We start from the raw sequence: 25,067 nt of genomic DNA, 5'->3' as shown, positions 1-25,067 counted from the left end.
AATGAAAATGAAACCTATTGCGTGGTTTAAGCGTTCTCGTATTCTGCCCGAAGGCAGCGCACACATATCAGCCCCAGCCAACGATTCGGGAGGAGAAAACTATTTACGTTCGGAACTGTTTTCTACCCCTCAGTTGGAACGCTTTGGAAGAAAACTGGCTCGTACGCACAAATTGTCTCCGGAAATACTCCCGTACTACCTTCTTAAACGACTAACTGACAATGAAACGATAATTACGCGATGTTGCTATCTACTCAATGCAGGAAAAAAAACGAGTATCATGCCAGCAGGTGAGTGGCTGCTGGACAACTATTACCTGATTGAAGAGCAGATTCGCATGGTACGCCAGCACTTACCGAAAAGCTTTGGTAAGGGTCTTCCGGTACTAGCCTATCCACATAGATGTCCCAGAATTTATGACTTAGCCTCAGAGGCCATAGCGCATGGCGACGGACACTGGGACAGCAGCAGCCTTACCAGTTATATTTCCGCCTATCAAGAGGTGACACCTCTGACGTTGGGGGAGATATGGGCTTTGCCAGGAATGCTGCGTCTAGCGCTGATAGAAAACCTGCGTCGTGTGAGCAACGAAGTGACCCAGGCCCAGCAGGAGCGAAATCTTGCAGATATGTGGATAACGCGGATTTTTGATTGTGCAGAGAATGCTCCCGCCGACCTAATTTTGATTGTTGCCGATATGGCGCGTGATCATCCTCCACTGAGCAGTGCCTTTGTTGCTGAAATGGTTCGTCGTCTGCAGGGACATGGCAATGCTCTTGCACTCCCTCTGAATTGGATTGAACAACGTCTTGCAGAGCAAGGTGTTACAACTGAGATCCTGATTCATCGCTTCAATCAGCAGCTTGCCGCCAGCCAGCTTTCCGTCAGTAACAGTATTTCGGGTTTACGTCTGCTGAGTGAAACGAACTGGTCTGATTTTGCAGAGACCATCAGCGTAGTCGAGCAAACTTTACGCCTTGACCCAGCTGGTATATATCCTCGCATGCACTTCGACACCCGAGATCATTATCGCCATGTGATTGAAACGCTTGCCAGGGATGCGAGCTTGAGTGAACCGGAAGTTGCAAACCGCGTGTTGGCAATGTCTTGCGAACCGAGTCTAGATCCTGAGCACCGGCATATCGGTTATTTTCTGCTTGGGGGTGGAAGGCCACAACTCGAACAACTTTTGTCAGTTGAAAGGTCTCTATTGAAATGGCTGCGGCAGAGTATGAATAAATCGCCCCTTCTGTCATGGCTTGGTAGCCTGAGTCTCTTGACCACGGCCGCTACGGCTACCATATTGTATGAAACTGCACTACAGGGTATATTCTGGCTGCTCATCCCCCTAGCACTCCCCCTTATTGTTGCCATTAGTCAACTCGCCAGCGATATGCTTAGCGAAGCAACGACACGCTTTCGTATTCCCAGACCTCTGCCGCGGATGGACTTTTCAAGTGGGATACCAGTTGAATATGCCACAATGGTTGCGATCCCTTGCATGCTGACAAGCTATGAAAGCCTCAGCAAACTTCTCTCTCGCCTGGAAGTCTGCAGCCTTGGCAATCAGGATGAAAATCTCTGCTTTGCACTTCTTACCGATTTTCCGGATTCATCAACTGAGGATACCGAGGAAAACACTGTCCTTTTAAGGCAAGCGATTGCTGAGACGCAGAGACTTAATCGGCGCAACCCTAGCGGCCGATCTCGATTTTATCTACTGCACCGCCGGCCGGTGTGGAACGATTCGCAGAGAATCTGGATGGGATATGAACGCAAGCGGGGCAAACTAGCTCTTCTTAACAGCTGGTTACGCCAACCGGGAGCCCAGTTTTCGAGCGTTGCAGGCTTTCCCTCGCAGGCTTTGCCCGGACGGATTAAATACGTCATCACTCTTGACAGTGATACGCTCCTTCCTCGCGATACCGCCCATAAACTGGTGGCCACAATGGCGCATCCGCTGAATAAACCAGAATATGATCCAACGTTCCAACGAGTCGTTAAAGGGTACGGAATTTTACAGCCAGGCTTAGCAGAGGAAATGCCTCTTTACGGTCAGGGGCACTACGCCGCCATGCGTAGCAGCGTCCCGGGTAATAATCCCTATTCGATGATGTCTTCAGATATATATCAGGATCTTTTTGGCGAGGGATCGTTCGTAGGCAAAGGTATCTATGATGTAGATATTTTTGTCCAGTCCACTGCCAACGTCTGTCCGGAAAATCTTGTACTCAGTCACGACCTGCTCGAAGGATGTTACGCCCGCTCTGGTCTGCTGAGCGACGTTTTACTTTACGAACAATATCCAACTAATTATATCTCAGACGTCGCACGTCGTACGCGCTGGATCCGCGGAGATTGGCAACTGCTCAATTGGTTAAGGGTTCGGGTCAGAAAAGCTGACGGAAGCAGGGAAAAAAATCCATTGTCCATCCTTTCTCGTTGGAAATTATTGGATAATCTCCGACGCAGCCTGGTAGCGCCGTCGATCATGCTGCTTGTATTGAGCACGCTGCTCTGGCTCCCCAACCCTTTATACTGGTTTAGCGTGCTTACGCTAATATGGTTTCTTCCTGCGGCGCTTAGCATAGCATGGGATCTCGGTCATAAACCGCACCGCCGTCCCCTTAAACAACATCTGCAACTGGTCTCAGCTGGAGCCTTGAAGCGCATTTCACGTATCGGTCTCACGATTATGATACTACCCCACGAGGCCGGTTACTCATTATACGCTATTGGAGTTACGCTTTGGCGACTTGGTGTAAGCCAGCGTAACCTCAACCAATGGGTAAGCTATAACCCAGATAACTACCAATCCAGTATATCTGTTTTAGGTTTTTATAGGGAAATGTGGCTTAATGTTGCCTGCGGTCTGAGTCTCACATCACTAGCATTGGTGTTTGATCCGCTGATGCTGTTCATCGCATTGCCCATTAGCGTCGGGTGGTGCATAGCTCCCATTATTATGGCTTGGCTGAGCCGCCAACCCGCGCGTAAGCCCTTTTTGCCAGATCATAAGCAGAAACTTCTGCTGAGACAGACAAGCCGAGAAATATGGTCTTTTTTTGAGACCTTCGCCACAGCGAAAGAAAATTGGCTCCCCCCCGATAATTATCAGGAAATACCGCAGCCGACGATCGCGCACCGTACATCCCCTACCAACATTGGGTTATCACTACTGGCTAACCTTACTGCCTGGGATTTTGGCTATTTGCCAGGCGGCAGCGTCTTACAACGCATAACGCTCACGCTCGACTCTCTTGATAATATGGAACATTTTCGTGGTCATTTATATAACTGGTATGACACTCGAACACTTGCGCCGCTCAGTCCGCGTTACGTATCAAGCGTGGATAGCGGTAATATGGCTGGACATCTATTGACTCTGCGTGAAGGGTTATTAGCCATGCGAAACCAGCCGATTTTGAATGGCGAAAGAATACTTGCAGGGTTAAACGATACATTATTACTTCTTGAAAAACACTGGGGGCCGGAGGCACCGGATACACTTAAAGAGCTTCAAAAGCAGTGTTTCAGCTCAGTGGAACTTCCTTCGGGAGCTCTTTACAGCGAACTTAAAAAAATGCGTACTCAGTGCAAACATCTTACCGCTGCGAGTCAGCAGGAAGGTGATCTTGTGGTGCGCTGGGCCGAGCATCTGGAGCATCAGTTGGTTGAATTATGCCACGAATGGTCACATCTGCTCGCGTGGTTACCCCCTACATACCCAAGCGAGACATTGCCAACACTAAGCTGGTTGGCGCAGAGTACCGATACCGGAGAAGGAACGCCTCCTGCATCAGTTATTACTCACGCCCGTTTGCGGCTGGATATCATCAGCGAACTCGAAAAGAGGTTAAATGACCATGCGCGAATGGATTTTGCCTTTCTCTTCAGCGAAGCTACCAGCCTGCTCAGTGTCGGATATAACTGCGACACAAATACCGCCGATAAAAGCCACTATGACCTTCTGCCCTCTGAAATCAGGCTGACAAGTTATCTCGCTATCGCGACAAATCAGCTTCCGATGAAAAGCTGGTATGCGTTGGGAAGGTTGTTCACCAATATCAACAATGAAACCTCGTTAATGTCATGGAGCGGCTCGATGTTTGAATACCTGATGCCGAATCTAGTGATGCCAAACTGGCGTGGCAGTTTGCTTGATGAAATGGGCAAATCCGCGGTGACACGTCAGATTAACTGGGGCAAGGAACGTGGCGTACCATGGGGCGTTTCTGAGTCCGGCTATCATGCATTTGATCTCCAGCGTAATTATCAGTATCAGGCATTTGGGGTACCTGGACTCGGTCTTCGCCGAGGACTTGCGGACGATATGGTAGTCGCGCCGTATGCAACACTACTAGCTCTGCTCGTTTACCCCCAGAAGGCCTGCGAAAACTTACTTAGACTGGAGCAGAGCGGTGCACATGGCGAATACGGGTTTTATGAAGCGCTGGACTACACGCCATCACGGCTTGCTACCGGGCAACTGTACGCGGTTGTACAGTCCTGGATGGCACACCACCAAGGGATGGGATTCCAGGCGCTAGCGAATATCCTGCTTGATGCCCCAATGATCGAGCGATTTATGGCAAGCCCCACCTTTATGTCGGCGAATCTCCTATTGCAGGAACGCGTCCCGGATGCAGTCGATCTTTATAGCCCTCGCCGTCATTTTGAATCCCATGAAGGAAGGGTTAAACCGGTGCGATATGAACCGAGAGTTTTCAGTCATGTAGACAGCCCTACTCCGCAAATACAGCTGCTCTCAAATGGGCATTACCACTTGATGCTGACGCCAGGTGGTGGAGGATACAGCCGCTGGAATTCGATTTCAGTTACCCGCTGGCGCAGCGATACAACCCGTGATAACTGGGGATCGTTCTGTTATATCCGTGATCCGCATACGAATGAGGTATGGAGCAATACTTGGCAGCCCATGGGCGGAAATGCGAATAGCAGCGATGAGATAATCTTCACCGACGCAGGCGCAGAATTCAGGCGTACCTTCGGAGCCCTTAGCGTTAGGACACAGGTTGTGGTTTCCCCGGAGGATGATATAGAGCTGCGGCGTGTCACCCTGGTACACCATGGCCGTCTACCGCGAACGCTCGAGCTAACAACGTATGCTGAAGTGGTGATTGCTCCAGAAACCAGTGATCTAGCGCATCCGGCATTCAGTAATTTGTTCATCGAAACTGAGATTGATCACAGTCGGGACGCTATTCTTTGCCATCGACGACCGCGTTCTCCAGATGAACCGAGCCCATTTCTGTTTCACATGATGGTGGTGCATAGCAATGATCATAATGAAGCCTCGTTTGAAACAGACCGAGCTAAGTTTATTGGAAGGGGCAGAAGTCCGGCTGATGCCGCTGCTATCTATGCTAACGGGCCGCTCAGCAATACTTCCGGTGCCGTGCTGGATCCTGTCCTAGCGATCCGACAAGTTGTGAGACTCATGCCAGGCATTCCGATAACGATTGATATCGTTTATGGCATCAGTGAGAGCCGTCAGCAAAGCAAGGCATTATTGGAAAAATACCGTGATTACCCAATCGCTGAGCGTGTTTTTGAGCTTGCCTGGTCGCACAGTCTGGTAGTGCTAAGGCAGATAAATGCCAGCGAAGATGACGCAACGCTGTTTAACCGACTCGCTAGTGCTGTGCTCTATCCCTGTCACGAACTACGCGCCGACGATCAAGTCATAAGCCGTAACCGCCGCGGTCAGTCCGGACTGTGGGGCTGGGGTATTTCAGGTGATTTACCGATTGTACTGCATAGCGTGACCAGCGATGAGAGTATGACCTCTATCACTACACTGATTCAGGCTCATCGTTACTGGCGACTAAAAGGGCTTGAAGTGGATCTTGTTATCCTCAATAACAGAGCAGGTGGCTATCAGCAGGCCCTTCAAACACTGATTATGGATTTAATCTATGCCGGTTCAGAAGCCAGCCTGCTGGATAAACCGGGCGGCATTTTTGTCCGTAACGGGGAGCATTTGTCTTCTGAAGATAAGCAATTGTTGATGAGCGTTGCATGTATGTATCTTGACGATCGCGCCGGCGGGCTAAACGAGCAACTTAATCAGCGGCTCCACTCGCCAATTAAACCGCAAAGGCCATTTGTATCTTTTGTCACTGAGGGAAGCAATCGACAGGAAGACTGGACGCCGCATATAGAACATCTGTTCAACTTCAATGGGCATGGAGGGTTTTCAGAGGATGGACGGGAGTATCAGATTATCCTGAAGGAAAATGTTCCAACGCCGGCCCCTTGGTCAAATGTGCTTGCAAACTCCTGTTTTGGTAGCGTCATTTCAGAAGCCGGACAGGCTTACAGTTGGTATGAGAACGCTCATGAATATCGTTTAACCCCCTGGGAAAACGATCCAGTAAGCGACCGTAGCGGTGAGGCTTATTATATTCGTGATGAAGAGAGCGGAACGGTATGGTCACCCACGACGTTACCTGTTCGTGGCCACGGGGATTATATAACCCGTCATGGTTTTGGCTACAGCGTATTCGCGCACCGCGATAGTGGTATAGATAGCGAGTTGACAATACTGGTTGGAGAACACGATCCTGTTAAGTTGGCACTTCTGACGCTTAGTAACAATTCGGGCCGCACGCGCAAATTATCGGTCACAGGGTACGTAGAGTGGACGCTTGGGGAATCACGCTCGCGTTCTGCTCCCCATATCGTTACACATACGGTGGTCGTGCCGGGTGGTAGTGGAGTTACAGCAAATAACTTTTACGGAGCTAACGGCGAAGGACGCATTGCATTTTTCGCTGTCAACGATCCTAATTGTTCGTTGACAGGTGATCGCCGAGAGTTTATTGGCCGCAATGGCTCTTTGCAAAAACCGGCCGCAATGAAGCTTCGCAGTTTATCGGGAAATACGGGCGCTGGTTTGGATCCATGCGGTGCAGTTCAGTCAGTTACCACCCTAATTGACGGTGATCAGAAGACCTTCATTTTTGTACTCGGCAGCGAGGAAAACTCCGCCCGGGCTCAGACTATACTCGATCATTATTTGGATGAAAATATCGTTCGACAGGAGTTGGAAAATGTCCATCGTCACTGGCACCGCATGCTGGATAAGATAGTGGTCAAAACACCAGACCATTCAGTTGATAAGCTAGTTAACGGTTGGCTTCTATATCAGACAATGGCCTGTCGTCTCATGGCGCGCAGTGGTTATTATCAATCGGGTGGCGCATTTGGTTTTCGCGATCAACTCCAGGATACATTAGCACTGACCCACGCTGCACCGGAACGCCTGCGCGACCAAATAGTACTATGTGCGTCAAGACAGTTTATTGAAGGCGATGTGCAGCACTGGTGGCATCCACCTCACGGTAGCGGCGTACGCACGCGATGTTCAGATGATTTTCTCTGGCTCCCGCTCGCCGTCTGTCACTACGTCGACACTTCTGGGGATATCGGAATACTAGAGCAGATGATTCCTTATCTGGAAGGGCGTCAGCTCCAGCCTGGAGAAGAGTCCGTTTACGATACACCACTAATCAGCCACACCGAAGAGACGCTATGGCAACACTGCGTTAAAGCCATTAAGCATGGGCTTCGTTTTGGACAACATGGTCTGCCGCTTATGGGCGCTGGCGACTGGAACGATGGGATGAACCGGGTCGGCATCGAAGGAAAAGGTGAAAGCGTTTGGCTCGGGTTCTTCCTATTCGACATTTTAAAGCGTTTCGCGACGCTCGCTGATCGTCAGCAAGATAAGCTTGTAGCATCGCTGTGTCGCACGGAGGCGGAACACTTGCAAAAAAATCTGAATGCGACAGCCTGGGACGGGGAATGGTTTCGGCGTGGATATTTTGACGATGGAACGCCTTTAGGATCCAAAAGTTCTCAAGACTGCCGGATTGATGCAATAGCTCAAAGTTGGTCCGTTTTATCCGGTGCGACAGACTGTGGACGTGCCGGTAAATCAATGCAGGCACTGGACAAGCATTTGGTAAACTCCGAATCCAGGTTGATAAAGCTACTTTCGCCTCCATTCGATGGACACGGACCGAATCCCGGTTACATTCAGGGTTATGTGCCTGGTGTGCGTGAAAATGGCGGGCAATATACTCATGGTGCTATCTGGGCAGTGATGGCATTTGCCCGAATGGGAAATGCAGAGCGTGCGTGGCAACTCTGGTCACTGATCAATCCAATAAACCACGCGTCTACTGACGAAGAAGTTGCGATTTACAGAGCAGAACCATACGTAATGAGTGCAGATGTTTACAGCATCGCGCCACATACTGGACGTGCAGGTTGGAGTTGGTACACCGGATCAGCGGGTTGGGCCTATCGTCTTCTTACAGAAGAATTGATGGGCATAAAACGTTCCGGTGATGTCTTGACCATACATGCCCTGTTACCAGCAGAGTGGGAGTCTTTTTCTCTGACATATCAACATGACGAAAGTTATTACGAGATTACCATTACACGTGGCAACGGGGAGTACCAGGTCATACTAGATGGTATCGAACTGTCTGATGACCGAATACCTTTAAAGCAGGATGGTCAAAGACACATAGTAGAGATCACTCAGAACTAAGGGATCTTAAAAGCGCATTAACGCCTACCGTTAATGCGCTGATTGTCTCTAAGCACTTCAATCGCAGTCTGCATAGCAACTTTATCATCACGTCTTTTTTGCTTACCTTGTATGACTTGAAGATACTCGAGCAAGGTCCGTGTATTAATCGGCCTTCCCTGTTTACCCACAGCAAGCACTGCTTCACCTAAAATAATTTTTACTGGCGGCAACTGCGCTGGGTACCAGTCAAGAGTGTCTTCTGATTTCATCATAAATTTCTCATGGAAGGATATTGTAACATAAATCAAACTGTTGTTTTCTAAAAGCTCATATTTTATTCAGCAATAAATATTCATAACTTAACCCGACAATTTATATTTTAAAGCGTATAATAAATATTATATTTTCCAGAGGTTAATTTATGTCATTTACAGAAGGACTTAGACATTTTAAAGAAAGACCGGTCCATGTTGCTTGCCCGGTATGCGCATACAGAGCCAATCAGAAAGCAGGTAAACTAAGAAAAAATGCTATTCTGGAATGTCCTGCCTGCGGACTGTTGTTCAGGCCATCAGAATGCTGGTGCATCGGCGGCTGAACAGTTCCTGCAACTTAACTGATATCTGTAAAAGCCAACATTCCTTTTATAGTATAGTGGTAGAGGGCATTATGATGAAAGATAAAAAATCTGTTTTCATTGAAGGAGATATACTTTCGAACAGCTGTCATGGACAGATCGGTCAACATTTCTATATCCACAGAGTGAAATTTAGCAATGGCAAATATGCAATTGTTCGGGAAGCATCAGGGATATGTTTCAAACCAGGCGAAGTTATTCAACGAAATGATTGCAATTGGTTTTATAACTTAATCCCAATTCGTCTTCTATCTTTTGAGTATGTTGGGGAGGATGAATCCAGAAGGCAATTCCTCGAATATCATTAATAACCTACTGAGTATTATAGAAAAAGAATTTTTTCGCCTAACCAAACCATTTAGTAGGCATCCACTCCCACACGCAATCTGCCCCCTGAATTCAGATAAAACTCAATTATCTAAATGAAATGTTCCGCTGAAAAACAAATTCTTCAAATTATCCATGTGCATTACAACCTTCATTAGCTTAGGGAAATTTATGTCACAACTCTTTACATACAAATTACTTCATCCCCGCCACTGGTTTTCCTGGGCAGGCTTGGCACTTCTGTGGGTTATAGTCCTACTTCCTTATCCGGTTTTATATACTCTTGGTTCCGGTCTTGGAAAAATCTCCAGGCCCTTTTTAAAACGTAGAGAAAGTATAGCAGTTAGGAATATTGAACTCTGTTTTCCCGATATGACTCCGATTGCCCGAAGCCAGATGATAAATAATAACTTTGTTTCTCTCGGGCTGGGACTGATGGAAACTGGCATGGCCTGGTTCTGGAGCGATGCGAGAGTCAAAAAGTGGTTTGACGTAGAAGGGATTGAAAACTTGGCTAACGCAACCGGAGGGGTAATGGTTGTCGGGATTCATTTCATGTCCCTTGAACTATGCGGAAGAGTAATGGGGTTATGCCATCCAATGATGGCAACGTATCGGCCGCACAACAATCCATTGATGGAATGGGTTCAGACAAAAGGACGTATGCGTTCAAATAAAGCTATGATTGATCGACGTAATCTATCTCGATTAGTTCATGCACTCAAGGCGGGTGAAGCTGTGTGGTTTGCACCAGATCAGGATTACGGGCCTAAGGGGAGCGTTTTCGCACCCTTTTTCTCGGTAAAAAAAGCAGCCACAACGAACGGAACGTACGCACTTTCAAAACTCGCTGGAGCAAATTTGATCACACTTAGCATGATTCGACGGAGCGATAAAAAAGGTTATCATATGTATATCAGTAATCCATTGTTAGGATATCCTGAGGACGATAATATCGCTGCAGCTGCTTATATGAATAAAATCATCGAGCGTGAAATCCTCCGCGCCCCTGAACAATACCTGTGGATGCATCGAAGGTTCAAAACGCGCCCAGAAGGAGAAGACTCTTTATACAAATGAGTTTTTTACAGAATTATTCAAATGATTGTCCAGTGGACCTTTCTCAACACCACTCGCACCTCATGCTAGCTTTCATCCGTTCATATTCCGTCCTTAGCAATTCAGAGGTGTAGGATCCAATAGAGCGGCCAAAGCTAGGATTTCGTACTGCCTAATCCTCAAGATAAAAAAGGTACCATGGGAAAAGTGATTAATATGATTGAGTTATTAGACAACTATTTCTCCGCGCATCACTCAGTCAGCATCAGTCACTTCAGCTACGCTTTATGTGTTCAGCAATGAGCATGTGGTATAAAAAATCTCTTTCGGCTCAATAGCAGTAGCGCTCACGCTTGCATCCCCTTTCCCCTTGCCAGGTTGATTCTGTCAACGCATTCCCTCAATGCTTTGACTTGCTCCGAAGAGAGTTCAGTTTCATCAATGGTGGCCAGAAGAGCGTTGAGGGAGCGCTCAATATCGTTTTTAATTAGCCGTAAACAGATAGTCTTAACCCAACGTGGCGAGAATTTGCTGAGGCCGATTGCTCTCGTGATTCTTAATCTCATTTTGATACCTCTTTGTCGCCAGAGGAGGCGACTTGTTACTCGGTTATAACACTCGATGGAGATAAAGCCTTTAACTCATTCGTTGTGCGGTACGAGTCTTCAGAATCTTTGCTGGCACACTTACCCCCTCCCACCAGCCTTCATCCGGTCATATTTAGCCTTCAAAAGCTCCGCTGGCGTTGGCCCCTTCTGAACAACTGGCGGGGCCAACGCGCGCCGAACAGGCGGGATTGGCTTCCCGGCCAGCACCCGCTTTTCCCACATACCCAGAATCTCGCCAGCCTCACGCTCGAGCTCTTTATGGCTCAACTGCCCATCAGTTCCCCGGCGCCGCAGTTCGAGGCATATATGGTAATAAACTGGCTTCGGCCACGGATAATGCTCACTGCTCGGGTACCGAAACACCAGCTTGCGCCACTTCCAGTACTCAGCCATAACGTCAGCAGTGGTGATCCCCAGCACGCATCGCCCTTCCCTGCACCACTTGATGAACTGGCCCGGCGAAGGCAGGAATGGGCGTTCCTGACGGCGTACAATGCGCATCCCGGCTTCAACCTGGTCCAAGGTGTTGATCCCGTTTTCTTTGAAGGCCAGCACCCACTGACGGCGGATCTCGTTCACGTCTTCCTGGCTGCGATTAACCAGGCTTGCCGGGAACGCAGCCGTCAGCTGTACGAACAGCCCGTTGATAATCTGCGCCACCTGCTGCGTTTGTTCGCGTTCGGTGTACTGCTCGGGTAGGTTGTGCGCCACGCGGCGAGCCTGTTCCCGGCCAAAATTGCGAATGCTTTCGGCTAGATTTTTCATTCCAGCACTCCGTCAATCCAGTCGGTGTTATGCAGGTCAATGCCACCCCAGGATGGTTTTACCATTCCGGTTGCGCGCAGCCGTTTGGTGGTGAGCTGATCCCAGTGCTTGCGGAGACTTGAAGGGCTCAGGATGTTGTCTTTCCAGAACTCGTCCCGATTAGCCCACTGGAACAGGTCACAGATTTCGTAGTGAGTACGCTTGTCCTGGACACGCATCAGCCTGATGGTGTTTGCCCATTCAACCCAGTTGGGTTCGGATAGCGATGCGTTGACGGTGAGAAGCCTGTCGTAAATCCAGCGAGCGGCCTTGATGTCGTCAGCGGATCCCCATGATTTACCTGCCGGGGTGTATATCCCAGCGGCTGCTTCAGGATGGCGAGAGAGAAACTTTTGAGTTTTCTGGTTTCGGGATTCGTCAGAATTCCGAGACGAGGATATTTTAATATTGTTCTTGTTATAGTCTTGGGTGTCTACCGTTTCAGGGAAGGTTTTTCCCGTTTTCGGTAACACTTTTCCCGATTTCGGGAAGATTTTTCCCGTTTTCGGTTTGTCTAAAATCCAGGCGGAAAGATCAGTATTTATACCAACTATTTTCATCACGCCCTGCTTTTGACTGAAGATAATTTTGCGTTCTGCGAGTGATTTGAGCGCATCAGAAACATGCGAATCACTCAAACCTGTAAGCTCAGCGATCACCGTGTTCGTAACGCGGTCCTGTTTCTTGTTCCAGCCGTAGGTAAGCCAGATCACCGCTTCAAAACACTGCCACTCCCGGCCTGACAATCTCAGGCGTGGCTTAAGCAGCTGGATCTCGTTAGCGACCTTGGTATATCCATTCGACAGGTCGGCCATACGACCTCCCGGTTGTTCGGTTCTGTGGGGGAAATTGATAATTTCAGCTGTGTTTGACATACTTTGCTCCGCAATTACACTCCGTTTTTGCACCTGAAAGCCGTTGGTGTTCGAGCACCGCGGCTTTCGCCTTTTCTGAAGTCTTCACATTACCCCCAGCATGGTTGTGACCATCGCCAGCAGCGGTGCCGTAAGGTCAGGATCGACTCTGAACATTTCGAAAATCCCCTCGCCTAACTCCTTCAGCTTTTCCTTCTTCGGTGCATCGAGCATCAAAGCTTGCTTCGCCTCACTCACCTCTTTTTCCAGCCGGGCCATTCGGTAAGCAAACGAGTCGTTCTTTACGACACGGTCGCGGTATCGAAGCGGTAATACGGACATGATCGCTGGCACCAGCTGTTCAACGTTCTTTCGGTACGATGCGGAGTCTTCTTTGTTGTCGAGCCAGCGGAACAGCTTCACGTTCCAGACATCGGCCTGGCCAGAAAAATCTACGCCATCAAGTTGAAGTTCTTCCGCCGCTTCTTGGATTTGAAGCGCAACAGCTACGCGCCCTTCTGCCGCTGCCCACGCCCTGACTGCAGAACAAATATCTCGATGATCAAGATCCTGCTCTGCCGATTCGCTTTGATGACACGGGAATATCATTGGATTAGAGGAAGCTCTGCTACTCTGTTGAAATGAAACAGTTTGCATAGTTAAGGATCCTGTTTAGGTAAACCGTCTGTTGGGTTTGGGTAGAGATCTGGGCGCAGCTCGTGCGGAGTTACGCCGGTAACCCCATAAATTTGCAAAACTCGATCTGCCGGTACGACGCCCTGATATCGATTTCGCCAATGACTAACAGTCATGGCGCTTACGGTTAGCAGTTGGGCTAAGCGCGTAGCAGTTCCTGCTTTGGTAATTGCTTTATCAATTGCTTTCATAAATAGCTCCTGTAACAACAACGCAATTAAACATATTGTTTATGTTTGTGTCAACATTTTGAATATTGAGCTAATAAACATTTGGTTTAGAATTCGTCCATGAAAGAAAAAACTCATCAAATTAACCACCCCCAAGTTCAGCGGCTTAACGAGGTTCTTGAGCTCAAGAAGTTGACCAAATCAGACATGGCCCGTATATGCGGCGTCAGTGCTCAGTCGGTCAATAACTGGTTCGTTCGTGGGACGATTGGTAAAAGTTCAGCGATTAAGCTGGCGGATGCGCTTGGGGTGAGCCTTGAGTGGCTGCTTGGCCAAGATGTTGGCAAAAAAGATGGACTGAAGCCGGACGAACAACGCCTGTTGGAACTTTACCGTCAGCTTCCCGAAGAAGAGCAACAGAACATGCTTCGCATCTTCGCACTTCGCCTGAAAGAGCTGGACGAACTATATGATAAGTATATGAAAGGCCGGATTCGTTCGCAGGATGATTGAGTAATCCTTTCAGCAATGAATCGTAAAGACCCACCATAAGAAATGGCCATGAAGTGGCCTTTTTTTTATACCCCTCTAATAACTAGCACATCTTTTGTACTAAGCGACCATTCCGCGGACTTCCAGCACGTACCATTTCGTCGAATTTTTTTCCTCCAAAGGACAAAATTTCACTCTCCATAAGCACCACATAAACATTTTGTTTATCTAAAATTACTCATTTTGTTGACTACAACTTAAACTTTGTGTTTAATCTAACTCACCAAGACGCACTACGAACCACCAAGGCAGGACGCCCACGAAGTAGCCGCCGACGGCATACGAATAGTCGGATGAGGTGGAGAGATTAACGCGCATCAGGTGTAAACGTTCCGCTGGCCGGCGATAAGGCAAACGAGGGTGAGAATGATTGATTTCGCACGCAAACCAGGACGGCAGCAGGCCGTAAAGCTGAACTTCTTCGAGGTGATTATTCGCCGCCTGTGCTACCTGCTGGCGCAAAAGGGGAATCCAGATGTGTAACTCAATGAAATGCGGGTACTGCCACAAGCCGGTTGAACCGGAGGAAGTAGTCAAAAGTACCCTTCTCTATCGCAACGGCGCACAGCTGGCGCGCAAAGAGAAAGAATACTGCTCTGAACGTTGTGCTTCGTACGACCAGATGGCACACGAGGCATAACGTAAAAGCCGCGCAAGGCGGCCCGTACGTCCGGTGCTCCCGACCAAAGTTACACCGGAAAACTACTTAAAAAACCAAATTTCACCCAATGGGCGCTATCTCTGGCCCGGGGATCTTACATCCAAAAAAGAGGATCTCACATGGAATTTTTCTATGTAGTTAAGGCTACGCAGAAATCTGGCAAAGAAGACGCAGTGATTTGGTTCACTGCGAAATCTGAAGCCCGTGCCAACCTGCAGCTCGATGTTGAGCTGGAAGATGCTTGTATTGAAACCGGACGCGGGAAGGATTACGCCAAACCGGTTCGCACCGATTTCCCTGTTTACAACGATCTGCCTGAAGAAAGCACCGTGGATTACACCTGGTGCAAACGCTACGAACTGCAGGACGATGGACGCACCTGGCTGCCAAAGGCTGGTGCTCAGTCGACTGGTGACGTGGACAGCACTGCCGCACCGGAAACGACCATTAAAGTCGAAACTTCCGTCGAGAGTGTCCCGCTTGAAAACCGCACTCCAGCGGTCCGTTTTGCCGTCCACCTGGCCAGCGACAAATACCAGTCGCACATCACTAAAGAGCAGCAGCTGGCTGCCAGCGAAATGTCACTGGATGAAGGCAACACCTATCTCCAGAACCTGCTGCTGGCGAAGAACGACATCCCTGAAATTGCCGAACTCAGCCTGAACGCTGAGTGGAAACTCGTTCAGGCGATAAAGCAGGTCTTCGCGCAAGATGAAACGCACGAAGCTGAAGTTATCGCTGCATTCATGGCTGACTGGGCGAGAGCAGATGTCAGCGATCGCAATCAGTTAATTGAAGAGTGGAGAAGCGGAAAGCTTTCTCTTCTCAAATCAGAAAGCACCAGCGACACCGATGTTACAGCCGTTCAGGTTCCAGAACCTGAAAACGGTATTCAGATTGACGAGAATGATGACGAAACCACTCGTTATCCAGTCGTTCGTATGCCCTTCCGCAAGCAGCTACTCGCCCAGTTCACCGCCGACGAACTGCGCCACCACTTAACCCGCGAAGAATACGAAGGTATCTGCGCGCTGGAGATGGACACTGACAACAGCTATGTCCAGAACCTGTTGCTGGCGGCAGAAAACTGCGAAGTGGTTAAGGGTTACGATACCAAAGACCTGTGGCGCTACACCGACGCCATTCGCAAGGTGTTCAGCCAGGAGAAGCGTCATGAACTCGCTTTGGTTCTCCGATTCACCCGAATCTGGGCAGCGACTGATTATATTGACCGCGGCACCCTGGTGCGCGAATGGACGGATGGTAATCGCATTTCTGAAGTAGGCTCTCCTGCACCTTTAAAACCAGCAAAGCCAGAAACTACAGAATCCTATAAACGAGCTGTTGCCCAGAACATGGCGAACCTGAGCATTGAGATCGCGATTGCTCTGCTGTACCCAGATGCAGTACCGGGACAAATCAACCGTACGCAACTCCTGGCCGCCAAAGAACTCGCTGACAAAAAAGATGAGTCGCACACCAAGGCTCTCAAGGTTCTTGGTAAAACTAACGACATCCTCGACTACGACGCCAACAGTATTTTTGGAGTTACCCGCGCTATTTCATGGTCTGGAGAAGAAAGCACAACCGAACTGCGTAGCCAGGTGCGTGAGTGGTTCACGGCGAACGGCATCTATGAAAACGGTGAGCGCTCTAAAGGCTATCCAGAATGGAGCGAAGACTCCCGCGCGGTTCGTCATTCCACAGTGGAAGAACCAAGTACTCCAAGCCAGCCAAAGGTCGCAAGCCTTGGCAGCGGCGTGTTCTCCATCGATGGTCTGATGCTTGGAAATACCGCCCCGGTCATCGATATCCCCTCAAATGAAGTCGAAAAAACGGAAAACACAGCGGAGACCACCAGCGATGTGCAGATGGAAACGACTCAGCCAGAGAAAGTCGAAAATACTGATCCGGTACAACCAGGCGAAGGCGCTGATGCAGCTAATACGCAAGCAGTTACCGTAGCGCCGGAAGAACAGCAGTCAGAGCCAGTAATCGAATACCCGGCTTACTTCGAGCCTGGCCGCTACGAAGGTCTGCCGAATGAGGTTTATCACGCAGCAAACGGTATTAGCTCAACCCAGGTAAAAGATGCCCGCGTCAGCCTGATGTACTTCAACGCGCGCCATGTGGCTAAAACTATCCCGCGCACAGCATCCAAAGTGCTGGACATGGGAAACCTGGTGCACGCCCTTGCATTGCAGCCGGAAAACCTTGAAGCAGAGTTCAGCGTAGAACCTGAGATCCCGGAGGGTGCTTTCACCACCACAGTAACTCTGCGCGAGTTCATAGATGCTTACAACGCCAGCCTGCCGGCGCAGCTGAGTGCAGACGATATTAAAGCGTTGCTTGAAGAACATAACGCATCCCTTCCCGCTCCAGTGCCGCCTGGCGCCAGCCTGGAAGAAACGGCTCAAAGCTATATGGCTCTCCCTGCTGAGTACCAGCGTATTGAAGAAGGCCAGAAGCAGACAGCAACGGCAATGAAGGCTTGCATCAAAGAGTACAACGCCACCCTGCCCGTGCCGGTTAAAACCAGCGGCAGCCGTGATGCGCTACTCGAGCAATTAGCGATCATCAATCCTGATTTGGTAGCACAGGAAGCGCAGAAACCGACGCCGCTGAAAGTGTCCGGCACCAAAGCAGACATGATCCAGGCAGTTAAATCAGTTAAGCCCGATGCCGTGTTCGTAGACGAGCTGTTAGATGCCTGGCGCGACAACCCTGGTGAAAAGATTCTGGTTACTCGCCAGCAGTTGGCCACAGCGCGAGCAATTCAGTCTGCACTCCTGGCGCACCCGACCGCCGGCATGCTGCTGACACATCCAAGCCGCGCCGTTGAAGTGAGCTATTTCGGTTTTGACGACGAAACAGGTTTAGAAGTGCGTGTACGTCCGGACCTCGAAATTGAACTGGACGGCGTGCGCATCGGTGCGGACCTGAAAACCATCAGCATGTGGAATGTGAAGCAAGAAAGCCTGCGCGCAAGACTGCATCGGGAAATCATTGACCGGGACTACCACCTCAGCGCGGCTATGTATTGCGAGACCGCGGCGCTGGACCAGTTCTTCTGGATTTTCGTCAACAAAGACGAGAACTACCACTGGATCGCCATCATTGAGGCATCCACCGAACTGCTGGAACTGGGCATGCTCGAGTACCGCAAAACGATGCGCGCCATCGCCACTGGCTTCGATACGGGCGAGTGGCCAGCGCCGATCACTACCGATTACACCGATGAACTGAACGACTTCGACCTGCGCCGCCTCGAAGCGCTGCGCGCTCAGGCTTAAGGGGGATTTATGCATAACACAAACGTTACCGTTGCTGACCAGAACACCGTTATTAACTCTAATGTGGCTCTGTTTGATTCCCAGTATCTGAATGCAATCAGCACGTTTGCGCAGATCATGGCGCAGGGCACCGCTACAGTTCCTAAGCATCTGCAGGGCAATCAGGCCGACTGCATGGCTGTCGCGATGCAAGCGGCACAGTGGCAGATGAATCCCTTTGCCGTAGCGCAGAAAACGCACCTGATTAACGGTGTGCTCGGGTATGAAGCGCAGCTGGTTAATGCCGTAATTTCACGCAGCGGCGTGCTGGCCAGTCGTTTTGAATATGAGTGGTTTGGGCCATGGGAAAAGGTCGTTGGAAAATTCCACATCCGTAAAAGCGATAAAGGCGAGTACCGCGTCCCGGGCTGGACCCTCGCTGACGAAGCCGGGATTGGCATCATTATCAGCGCAACCCTGAAAGGCGAGGATAAACCGAGAGAACTCGATTTACTGCTGGCTCAGGCCAGAACCCGAAACTCTACCCTATGGGCTGACGACCCTCGCCAGCAGCTGGCGTACTTGGCCGTCAAACGCTGGGCGAGACTGTTCTGCCCGGATGTGATTCTGGGCGTTTACACCCCGGATGAGCTCGATGATCGCCGTGAAGAACGAGAGGTAAACCCCGCACCAGCGCAGCACGTTAGCCTCGCTGATATTTCAGGTGACAACGTCACTACTACTCAAACGGCTCATGAATCGGCACAAAACATCGATGCTCTAGCTGATGATTTCCGCGACCGCATCGAGGCGGCTCAGGATGTGGATAGCGCTAAAGCTCTGCGCGCAGATATTGAAACCGTGAAAGCAACGCTGGGTTCTGCCCTGTTCACTGAGCTGAAAAACAAGGCCGTGAAGCGTTATTACCTGGTTGATGCACGGAACAAAGTCGAAGCAGCCATCAATTCCTTGCCACCTTCAGATGAACCCGATGCAGCTGCGCGGTTCGCAGAGGTAGAGCGCGTTCTTGCGTCGTCTAAACGTCATCTGGGCGATGAATTGCATGGTCAGTTCAGCATCACTCTGGCGGATATGAAACCGGAATACGTGGACTAACGAGATCGGGAGGGGAAACCCTCCCTCAAGGAGAAGAAATGCGACTGATTAATCGAGGCAGTAAGCAATCCCCTTTGGCTCGCCAGGCATGTGAAATCGCACTCGCAGCCCACCAGCAGAGATATGGTGACTACGGGCGCAGCAAGATGAAAGAGACCTATACGGTGAGAGTGGAAGGCGTGAAGGTCTGGGTCGAGGTAGTGAACTGCAAGGCAAGCTACGTGGCCACAGCAATGACTGGCATGCGCCGACTACGCTCCCTGCCCGGCCAGGCAAACTGAAACTGAAATATCAACAACTACGGACCGGCATATCTATACTCATGCCGGTTACCTGAGGTGAACCATGTCGCAGGTAATTTTTAACGAAGAATGGGTTGTTGGCGCAAGACTCACAGAAAAAACAGGCCTGACCGAACGACAGATTGAGAAGTATCGACAGGGCTGTTGGGTGGAAGGTGTCCATTTTAAACGGGTTTCTCCTTCCGGAGAAAAAACCTTGCGTGGCACAACCTGGTACAACTATCCGAGAATTAATCAGTTAATAAGGGATGCGTAAGATGGCAGCTTTGCCTACAGGTGTCGAAATCAGAAACAATAAGATTTGTATCTGGTTTATGTACCGGGGAAAGCGTTGCCGCGAAATTCTCAAAGGTTGGATTAACACCCCGGCGAACATCAAAAAAGCCGGGAACCTTCGGGCTGTGATCGTTAGCGAAATTAACCTTGGAGAGTTTGATTACAACCAGCGCTTTCCTTCATCATCCAGAGCAAAAAAAACCGTAACCACTGTTTCAGTTCAAACCTTTTCAGAGCTGTGTGAACTGTGGACGAGCATTAAAGAAACCGAAATTAGCGCGAATACGATGCGTAAGACACGCTCACAACTCGGTACGTTAATGCACATCATTAACGGAGATACGCCTGTTTCAACTATACGCCACAGCGACATTCTTAAATACAGAAAGGAGCTGTTGAACGGTGAGACACTTTACCTGGCAAATCCCAGAAGTAACAAACAGGGGCGCACTGTGCGTACCGTGAACAACTATATATCGCTTCTTTGCTCGCTTCTTCGGTTTGCACACAAATCTGGCTTTATCAGTGGCAAACCCTTTGAAGGGATCAAGAAACTACATAAAGGGAAAGTAAAACCGGATCCTTTAACGAAGCAGGAGTTTAGTTTGCTTGCCGAATCCGAGCGTGGCCAAAGCCTCAATATGTGGACGTTCGCAGTTTATACTGGTGTCCGTCATGGAGAGCTTGCAGCTCTTGCCTGGGAAGATATCGACTGGGAAAAAGGTACGGCTCATATACAGCGCAACCTTAATGCGCTAGGAATGTTCGTCCCACCAAAAACCGATGCAGGTGATCGAGTTATCACGCTATTAGAGCCAGCACTAGAGGCCTTGAAGGCACAGCGTACGCTGACTTCGTTACAGCCCAAAACCGAGATTGTTTTCCATCACCGCGAGTATGGTGCGATGGAATATCAAAACCTGCGATTTGTTTTCATGCCCAGGATGCGCAAGGGCAAACAGAAAGCCTACTACTCTTTATCGAGTATCGGCTCCAGATTTAACGCAGCTGTAAAACGTGCTGGTATTCGCCGCCGGAATCCGTACCATACGCGGCATACTTTTGCCTGCTGGCTTTTATCTGCCGGCGCTAACCCGTCTTTCATAGCCAGCCAGATGGGGCATGAAAACGCGCAAATGGTTTATGAAGTCTACGGTGCGTGGATTGAAGAAATGAATGGCGAACAGGTGCTGATGCTTAACGATAAGCTGGCACGCTGAAAAATTTTTGCCCCTATTATGCCCCTATTGGCTCCGAAGGTAGTAATAAATGCAAGAAAATCAATCAAATACAAAGAAAGAGCAATACAACCTGAATAAACTGCAAAAGCGCCTGCGCCGTAACGTGGGCGAGGCCATTGCGGACTTCAACATGATTGAAGAAGGCGACCGCATCATGGTTTGCCTGTCAGGGGGTAAAGACAGCTACACAATGCTGGAGATCCTGCGTAATCTTCAGCAAAGCGCGCCAGTGAATTTTTCCCTGGTGGCGGTCAACCTTGACCAGAAACAGCCGGGTTTCCCGGAGCACATTCTGCCGGAATATCTGGAGCAGCTGGGCGTTGAGTACAAAATCGTCGAAGAAAACACCTACGGCATCGTGAAAGAGAAGATCCCGGAAGGGAAAACCACCTGCTCGCTTTGCTCCCGTCTGCGCCGCGGCATTCTCTATCGTACCGCAACGGAACTGGGCGCGACCAAAATTGCGCTGGGCCATCACCGCGATGATATCCTGCAAACGCTGTTCCTGAACATGTTCTACGGCGGCAAGATGAAAGGCATGCCGCCTAAGCTGATGAGCGATGACGGCAAGCATATTGTGATCCGTCCTCTTGCCTACTGCCGGGAAAAAGACATTGAGCGTTTTTCTCAGGCGAAAGGGTTCCCGATCATTCCATGCAATCTGTGCGGCTCACAGCCTAACCTGCAGCGTCAGGTGATCGGCGACATGCTGCGCGACTGGGACAAACGTTATCCGGGCCGTATTGAGACCATGTTCAGCGCGATGCAGAACGTGGTTCCTTCCCACCTCGCGGACGTAGAGCTGTTCGACTTCAAAGGTATCAACCACGGCTCGGAGGTGGTGAATGGTGGCGATTTGGCGTTTGACCGGGAAGAGATCCCAATGCAGCCTGCGGGCTGGCAGCCGGAAGACGAAGACAATCAGTTCGAAGAGTTGCGTCTGAACGTGCTTGAAGTGAAATAAGCGATGGGCGTCTCAGAAAGACCTTCTGAGACGCTTTATGCCTTATTTCAGCAGATGTACGCGGCAGGTTTTGCCTTTAATCTTGCCGTTTTGCAGCTGCTTCCACGCCTTATGCGCAACCGCCTGGCGAACCGCCACGTACACGTGTGCCGGATGAACGGCAATTTTCCCGATATCCGCTCCTTCCAGCCCCACATCTCCGGTCAGTGCGCCCAGCACATCCCCCGGTCGCATCTTGGCTTTTTTGCCGCCATCAATGCACAGCGTCGCCATTTCGGCCTCCAGCGGCACGAGCCTGACGTTCCCCGGCGCGTTCACCCAGTTCAGTTTGATCTGCAACATTTCTGAGAGAATATTGGCGCGCTGCGCCTCTTCCGGCGCGCAGAAGCTGATGGCCAGCCCGCTGTTTCCGGCGCGAGCAGTGCGACCAATACGGTGGACGTGCACTTCGGGATCCCATGCCAGCTCATAGTTGACCACCAGTTCAAGGGATTTGATATCCAGGCCGCGTGCGGCCACGTCGGTCGCCACCAGCACGCGCGCGCTGCCGTTAGCAAAGCGCACCAGCGTCCGATCGCGATCGCGCTGTTCAAGGTCGCCGTGCAGCGACAGCGCGCTCTGCCCCGCCGCATTCAGGGCATCACAAACCGCCTGGCAGTCTTTTTTGGTATTACAGAACACCACGCATGACGCAGGCTGGTGCTGGCTCAGCAGTTTCTGCAGGAGCGGGATTTTTCCCTGCTGCGAGGTTTCAAAGAACTGCTGTTCGATGGCCGGCAGAGCATCGACGCTGTCGATCTCAATGGTGAGCGGATTATTCTGCACGCGACCGCTGATCGCGGCGATGGCTTCAGGCCAGGTCGCAGAGAACAGCAGCGTCTGCCTCCCGGCCGGCGCGAAGCGGATCACTTCATCAATGGCATCGCTGAAGCCCATATCCAGCATCCTGTCCGCCTCGTCCATCACCAGCGTGCTTAAGGCATCGAGCGAAACGGTGCCTTTTTGCAGGTGATCAAGCAGGCGGCCGGGCGTGGCGACAATAATGTGCGGCGCGTGCTGGAGCGAATCGCGCTGTGCGCCAAACGGCTGCCCACCGCAGAGGGTTAAGATCTTGGTATTGGGCAGGAAGCGCGCCAGGCGACGCAGTTCACCCGCGACCTGGTCTGCCAGCTCGCGGGTCGGGCACAGGACAAGTGACTGGGTCTGAAACAGCGACGCGTCAATATGCTGCAGCAGACCAAGACCGAAAGCGGCCGTTTTCCCACTGCCCGTTTTCGCCTGCACACGCACGTCCCGGCCTTCAAGGATAGCGGGCAGCGCGGCCGCCTGAACAGGCGTCATCGTGAGGTATCCCAACTCGTTGAGGTTGTCGAGTTGGGCGGCAGGCAGAACATTCAGGGTAGAAAAAGCGGTCACAATAATCTCTCGTGGTCATCTTTACGGTCAGATGGCGCGTATCCTCGCAGATCTCGGGGTTCGATGCGACAATTTAATCGGTTCTTCGTCCGGCGGCGGGTCTGGCATCGGCTGCGGACGCGGAATGGGATCGGGCATCGGCACGGGATCGGTGGGGACAGGATCGGACTGACGCGCATGTTGCAGTAGCAGAGCGAGTGAAATGCTCATCTTTCCCTCCAGGATTTGCTGTCATCCCTTTTAGGGTAGACGCTGAGAAACAGGAGGCAAAAAAAAGCCGACTATAAAGTCGGCGTCGTACGAATCAATTGTGCTATGCAGTAATTCAAAAAAGGAAGTAAGACAATATGGAGCGCAACGCCCATCGCTTGACGTTGCATTCACCTGCGGGAGTAATATTGCACCTTACGGGGGTGATGTTTATTGACTTCGCTCAATTAAAAGAGCGTTTTAATCCTCGAAAAAGGTGAAAAAAACGTAAATTTACAGCCATTTACTACGATGCAACCACCATGCAACACCACCAATCAAAACAACTAACATGACGCAAAACGCGGTGAAGCCGTACCGATATTCGCCGCCGGGTATACCGCCCAGATTGACGCCAAAAAGCCCTGTCAGAAATGTGCTGGGTAAAAAGACCATCGCCATCAGGGACATCGTGTAGGTTCTTCTCGCCAGCGACTCCTGCATCACCTGCGCGATTTCATCCGCCATCACCGCCGTTCGGGCGATACAGGAATCAATCTCATCCAGCCCACGGCCCAGCCTGTCAGCAATGTCCTGCATCCGGCGGCGCTGATCGTCATTCATCCAGTTGAGTCTTTCACTGGCCAAACGGGCATACACATCCCGTTGTGGCGTCATATACCGACGCATCACGATCAGCTGCTTGCGCAATAGCGCCAGAAAGCCGCGCGGCGGGATCTGCAGATCGAGCAGATTATCTTCCAGGTCGATGATTTTATCGTGCAGCTCTTCAATAAATTCGCTCGCATGATCGGTCAGGGCGTCACAGACGTCCACCAGCCAGCTGCCGCAGTCAACCGGTCCGGTCCCCTCTTTGAGGTCGTTCACAATGTCATCCAGCGCCAGAACCTTACGCTGACGTGTGGAAACAATCAGCCCATCGTCCATATAAACGCGCATCGCAACCAGCTGATCGGGACGTTCATCCGTGCTGCCGTTTATACAGCGCAGGGTGATAAGCGTCCCGTCACCCATCCTGCTTACGCGAGGCCGCAGGCTTTCCCCCGCCAGCGCATCACGTACATTGTTAGGCAACAGCGGAGTCGAGGCCAGCCAGTCAGCGCTGTCCGGGTGGGTATAGTTCAGATGTAGCCAGCAGGGATGCTCTTTATCAATGACATCATCATCTTCCAGCGGTCGGGCGCCGCCGCGACCGTCCAGCACCCACGCAAAAACTGCGTCAGGAACGTTAAGTTCGGATCCTTTAATGCTCTCCACAGCGCCTCCCCTGTTTGGCTCTTTCGATGTCAGTCTAGCTTCCATCAGGGGTTAAGCAACAACTATGTTTCGCATCGCG

Annotated in this window: 19 protein-coding genes and 1 pseudogene; 12 read left to right on the top strand and 8 right to left on the bottom strand. The window is 50.6% G+C overall.

Going from position 1 to position 25,067, the window contains the following annotated elements; all coding sequences use genetic code 11:
* Window position 1 precedes the first annotated feature (1 nt).
* Complete coding sequence (locus A6013_RS08510) at window positions 2-8,584, top strand: glycoside hydrolase family 94 protein (protein ID WP_069732872.1); 8,583 nt, start codon at window positions 2-4, stop codon at window positions 8,582-8,584.
* Window positions 8,585-8,601: 17 nt separating this feature from the next.
* On the opposite strand, the gene A6013_RS08505 is transcribed toward A6013_RS08510, so the two are convergent.
* Window positions 8,602-8,835 carry a hypothetical protein gene (locus A6013_RS08505; protein ID WP_069732994.1) on the bottom strand — a complete coding sequence of 78 codons (234 nt, stop codon included), beginning with the start codon at window positions 8,833-8,835 and terminating at the stop codon, window positions 8,602-8,604.
* 152 nt (window positions 8,836-8,987) lie between these two features.
* On the opposite strand from A6013_RS08505, the gene A6013_RS27870 reads away from it, so the two are divergent.
* Together A6013_RS27870 and lpxP are read left to right on the top strand one after the other, a co-directional pair.
* The gene (locus A6013_RS27870; protein ID WP_217498535.1) at window positions 8,988-9,164 is read left to right on the top strand and encodes a YnfU family zinc-binding protein; all 177 of its coding nucleotides are present in this window, start codon (window positions 8,988-8,990) and stop codon (window positions 9,162-9,164) included.
* Between the two features lie 537 nt (window positions 9,165-9,701).
* The gene (gene lpxP, locus A6013_RS08500) at window positions 9,702-10,610 is read left to right on the top strand and encodes a kdo(2)-lipid IV(A) palmitoleoyltransferase (protein WP_069732871.1); all 909 of its coding nucleotides are present in this window, start codon (window positions 9,702-9,704) and stop codon (window positions 10,608-10,610) included.
* A gap of 665 nt (window positions 10,611-11,275) precedes the next feature.
* Here the strand turns inward: lpxP and A6013_RS08490 are convergent.
* The 4 genes from A6013_RS08490 to A6013_RS25150 all read right to left on the bottom strand — a co-directional run bounded on the left by A6013_RS08490 (window position 11,276) and on the right by A6013_RS25150 (window position 13,742).
* Entirely contained in the window at window positions 11,276-11,962 is a 687-nt protein-coding gene (locus A6013_RS08490; RefSeq protein WP_069732869.1) for a replication protein P, read from the bottom strand.
* Window positions 11,959-12,876, bottom strand: a complete 918-nt coding sequence (locus tag A6013_RS08485; RefSeq protein WP_069732868.1) for a replication protein — start codon at window positions 12,874-12,876, stop codon at window positions 11,959-11,961. The genes A6013_RS08490 and A6013_RS08485 overlap by 4 nt, the downstream gene beginning before the upstream one ends.
* A gap of 84 nt (window positions 12,877-12,960) precedes the next feature.
* On the bottom strand, window positions 12,961-13,512 hold the full coding sequence (locus A6013_RS08480; RefSeq protein WP_069732867.1) for a toxin YdaT family protein: 552 nt from the start codon (window positions 13,510-13,512) through the stop codon (window positions 12,961-12,963).
* Between the two features lie 2 nt (window positions 13,513-13,514).
* On the bottom strand, window positions 13,515-13,742 hold the full coding sequence (locus A6013_RS25150) for a YdaS family helix-turn-helix protein (protein WP_083264079.1): 228 nt from the start codon (window positions 13,740-13,742) through the stop codon (window positions 13,515-13,517).
* Between the two features lie 99 nt (window positions 13,743-13,841).
* Here A6013_RS25150 and A6013_RS08475 point away from each other — a divergent pair, with 99 nt between their 5' ends.
* The 9 genes and pseudogenes from A6013_RS08475 to ttcA all read left to right on the top strand — a co-directional run bounded on the left by A6013_RS08475 (window position 13,842) and on the right by ttcA (window position 22,105).
* The gene (locus A6013_RS08475) at window positions 13,842-14,234 is read left to right on the top strand and encodes a helix-turn-helix domain-containing protein (RefSeq protein ID WP_059311998.1); all 393 of its coding nucleotides are present in this window, start codon (window positions 13,842-13,844) and stop codon (window positions 14,232-14,234) included.
* A gap of 366 nt (window positions 14,235-14,600) precedes the next feature.
* Window positions 14,601-14,756 (top strand): annotated as a pseudogene (locus tag A6013_RS27550) (hypothetical protein); the annotation flags it as partial.
* The gene (locus A6013_RS27280; RefSeq protein ID WP_049138224.1) at window positions 14,749-14,913 is read left to right on the top strand and encodes a YdaE family protein; all 165 of its coding nucleotides are present in this window, start codon (window positions 14,749-14,751) and stop codon (window positions 14,911-14,913) included. The pseudogene A6013_RS27550 and the gene A6013_RS27280, both read left to right, overlap by 8 nt.
* A gap of 140 nt (window positions 14,914-15,053) precedes the next feature.
* Window positions 15,054-18,227 carry a RecE family exodeoxyribonuclease gene (locus A6013_RS08465; RefSeq protein WP_069732866.1) on the top strand — a complete coding sequence of 1,058 codons (3,174 nt, stop codon included), beginning with the start codon at window positions 15,054-15,056 and terminating at the stop codon, window positions 18,225-18,227.
* 9 nt (window positions 18,228-18,236) lie between these two features.
* Window positions 18,237-19,322, top strand: coding sequence for a RecT family recombinase (locus A6013_RS08460; protein WP_049138228.1), 1,086 nt, complete (start codon window positions 18,237-18,239; stop codon window positions 19,320-19,322).
* 38 nt (window positions 19,323-19,360) lie between these two features.
* Window positions 19,361-19,603: a DUF4060 family protein gene (locus A6013_RS08455; RefSeq protein WP_020882485.1), complete on the top strand. Its 243-nt coding sequence runs from the start codon at window positions 19,361-19,363 to the stop codon at window positions 19,601-19,603.
* Between the two features lie 64 nt (window positions 19,604-19,667).
* The gene (gene xisR / locus A6013_RS25145) at window positions 19,668-19,880 is read left to right on the top strand and encodes an excisionase family protein (protein ID WP_014884030.1); all 213 of its coding nucleotides are present in this window, start codon (window positions 19,668-19,670) and stop codon (window positions 19,878-19,880) included.
* A gap of 1 nt (window position 19,881) precedes the next feature.
* Window positions 19,882-21,120: a site-specific integrase gene (locus A6013_RS08450; protein ID WP_049138231.1), complete on the top strand. Its 1,239-nt coding sequence runs from the start codon at window positions 19,882-19,884 to the stop codon at window positions 21,118-21,120.
* Between the two features lie 49 nt (window positions 21,121-21,169).
* Window positions 21,170-22,105: a tRNA 2-thiocytidine(32) synthetase TtcA gene (gene ttcA, locus A6013_RS08445; protein ID WP_028013348.1), complete on the top strand. Its 936-nt coding sequence runs from the start codon at window positions 21,170-21,172 to the stop codon at window positions 22,103-22,105.
* A gap of 42 nt (window positions 22,106-22,147) precedes the next feature.
* Here ttcA and dbpA read toward each other — a convergent pair whose 3' ends face one another.
* From dbpA to zntB, 3 genes are all read right to left on the bottom strand, one after another.
* A complete protein-coding gene (gene dbpA, locus A6013_RS08440; RefSeq protein WP_047368661.1) occupies window positions 22,148-23,521 on the bottom strand; it encodes an ATP-dependent RNA helicase DbpA in 1,374 nt (457 codons plus the stop codon).
* A gap of 27 nt (window positions 23,522-23,548) precedes the next feature.
* A complete protein-coding gene (locus tag A6013_RS27545) occupies window positions 23,549-23,713 on the bottom strand; it encodes a hypothetical protein (protein WP_305143948.1) in 165 nt (54 codons plus the stop codon).
* 291 nt (window positions 23,714-24,004) lie between these two features.
* Window positions 24,005-24,988, bottom strand: coding sequence for a zinc transporter ZntB (zntB, locus tag A6013_RS08435; RefSeq protein ID WP_069732865.1), 984 nt, complete (start codon window positions 24,986-24,988; stop codon window positions 24,005-24,007).
* Window positions 24,989-25,067 lie beyond the last annotated feature (79 nt).

The sequence above is a fragment of the Enterobacter sp. IF2SW-B1 genome, assembly GCF_001743375.1.
Taxonomy (GTDB): domain Bacteria; phylum Pseudomonadota; class Gammaproteobacteria; order Enterobacterales; family Enterobacteriaceae; genus Enterobacter; species Enterobacter bugandensis.
Note: the sequence above shows the minus strand (reverse complement) of the source record. Positions and strands in the feature narration are given on the sequence as shown.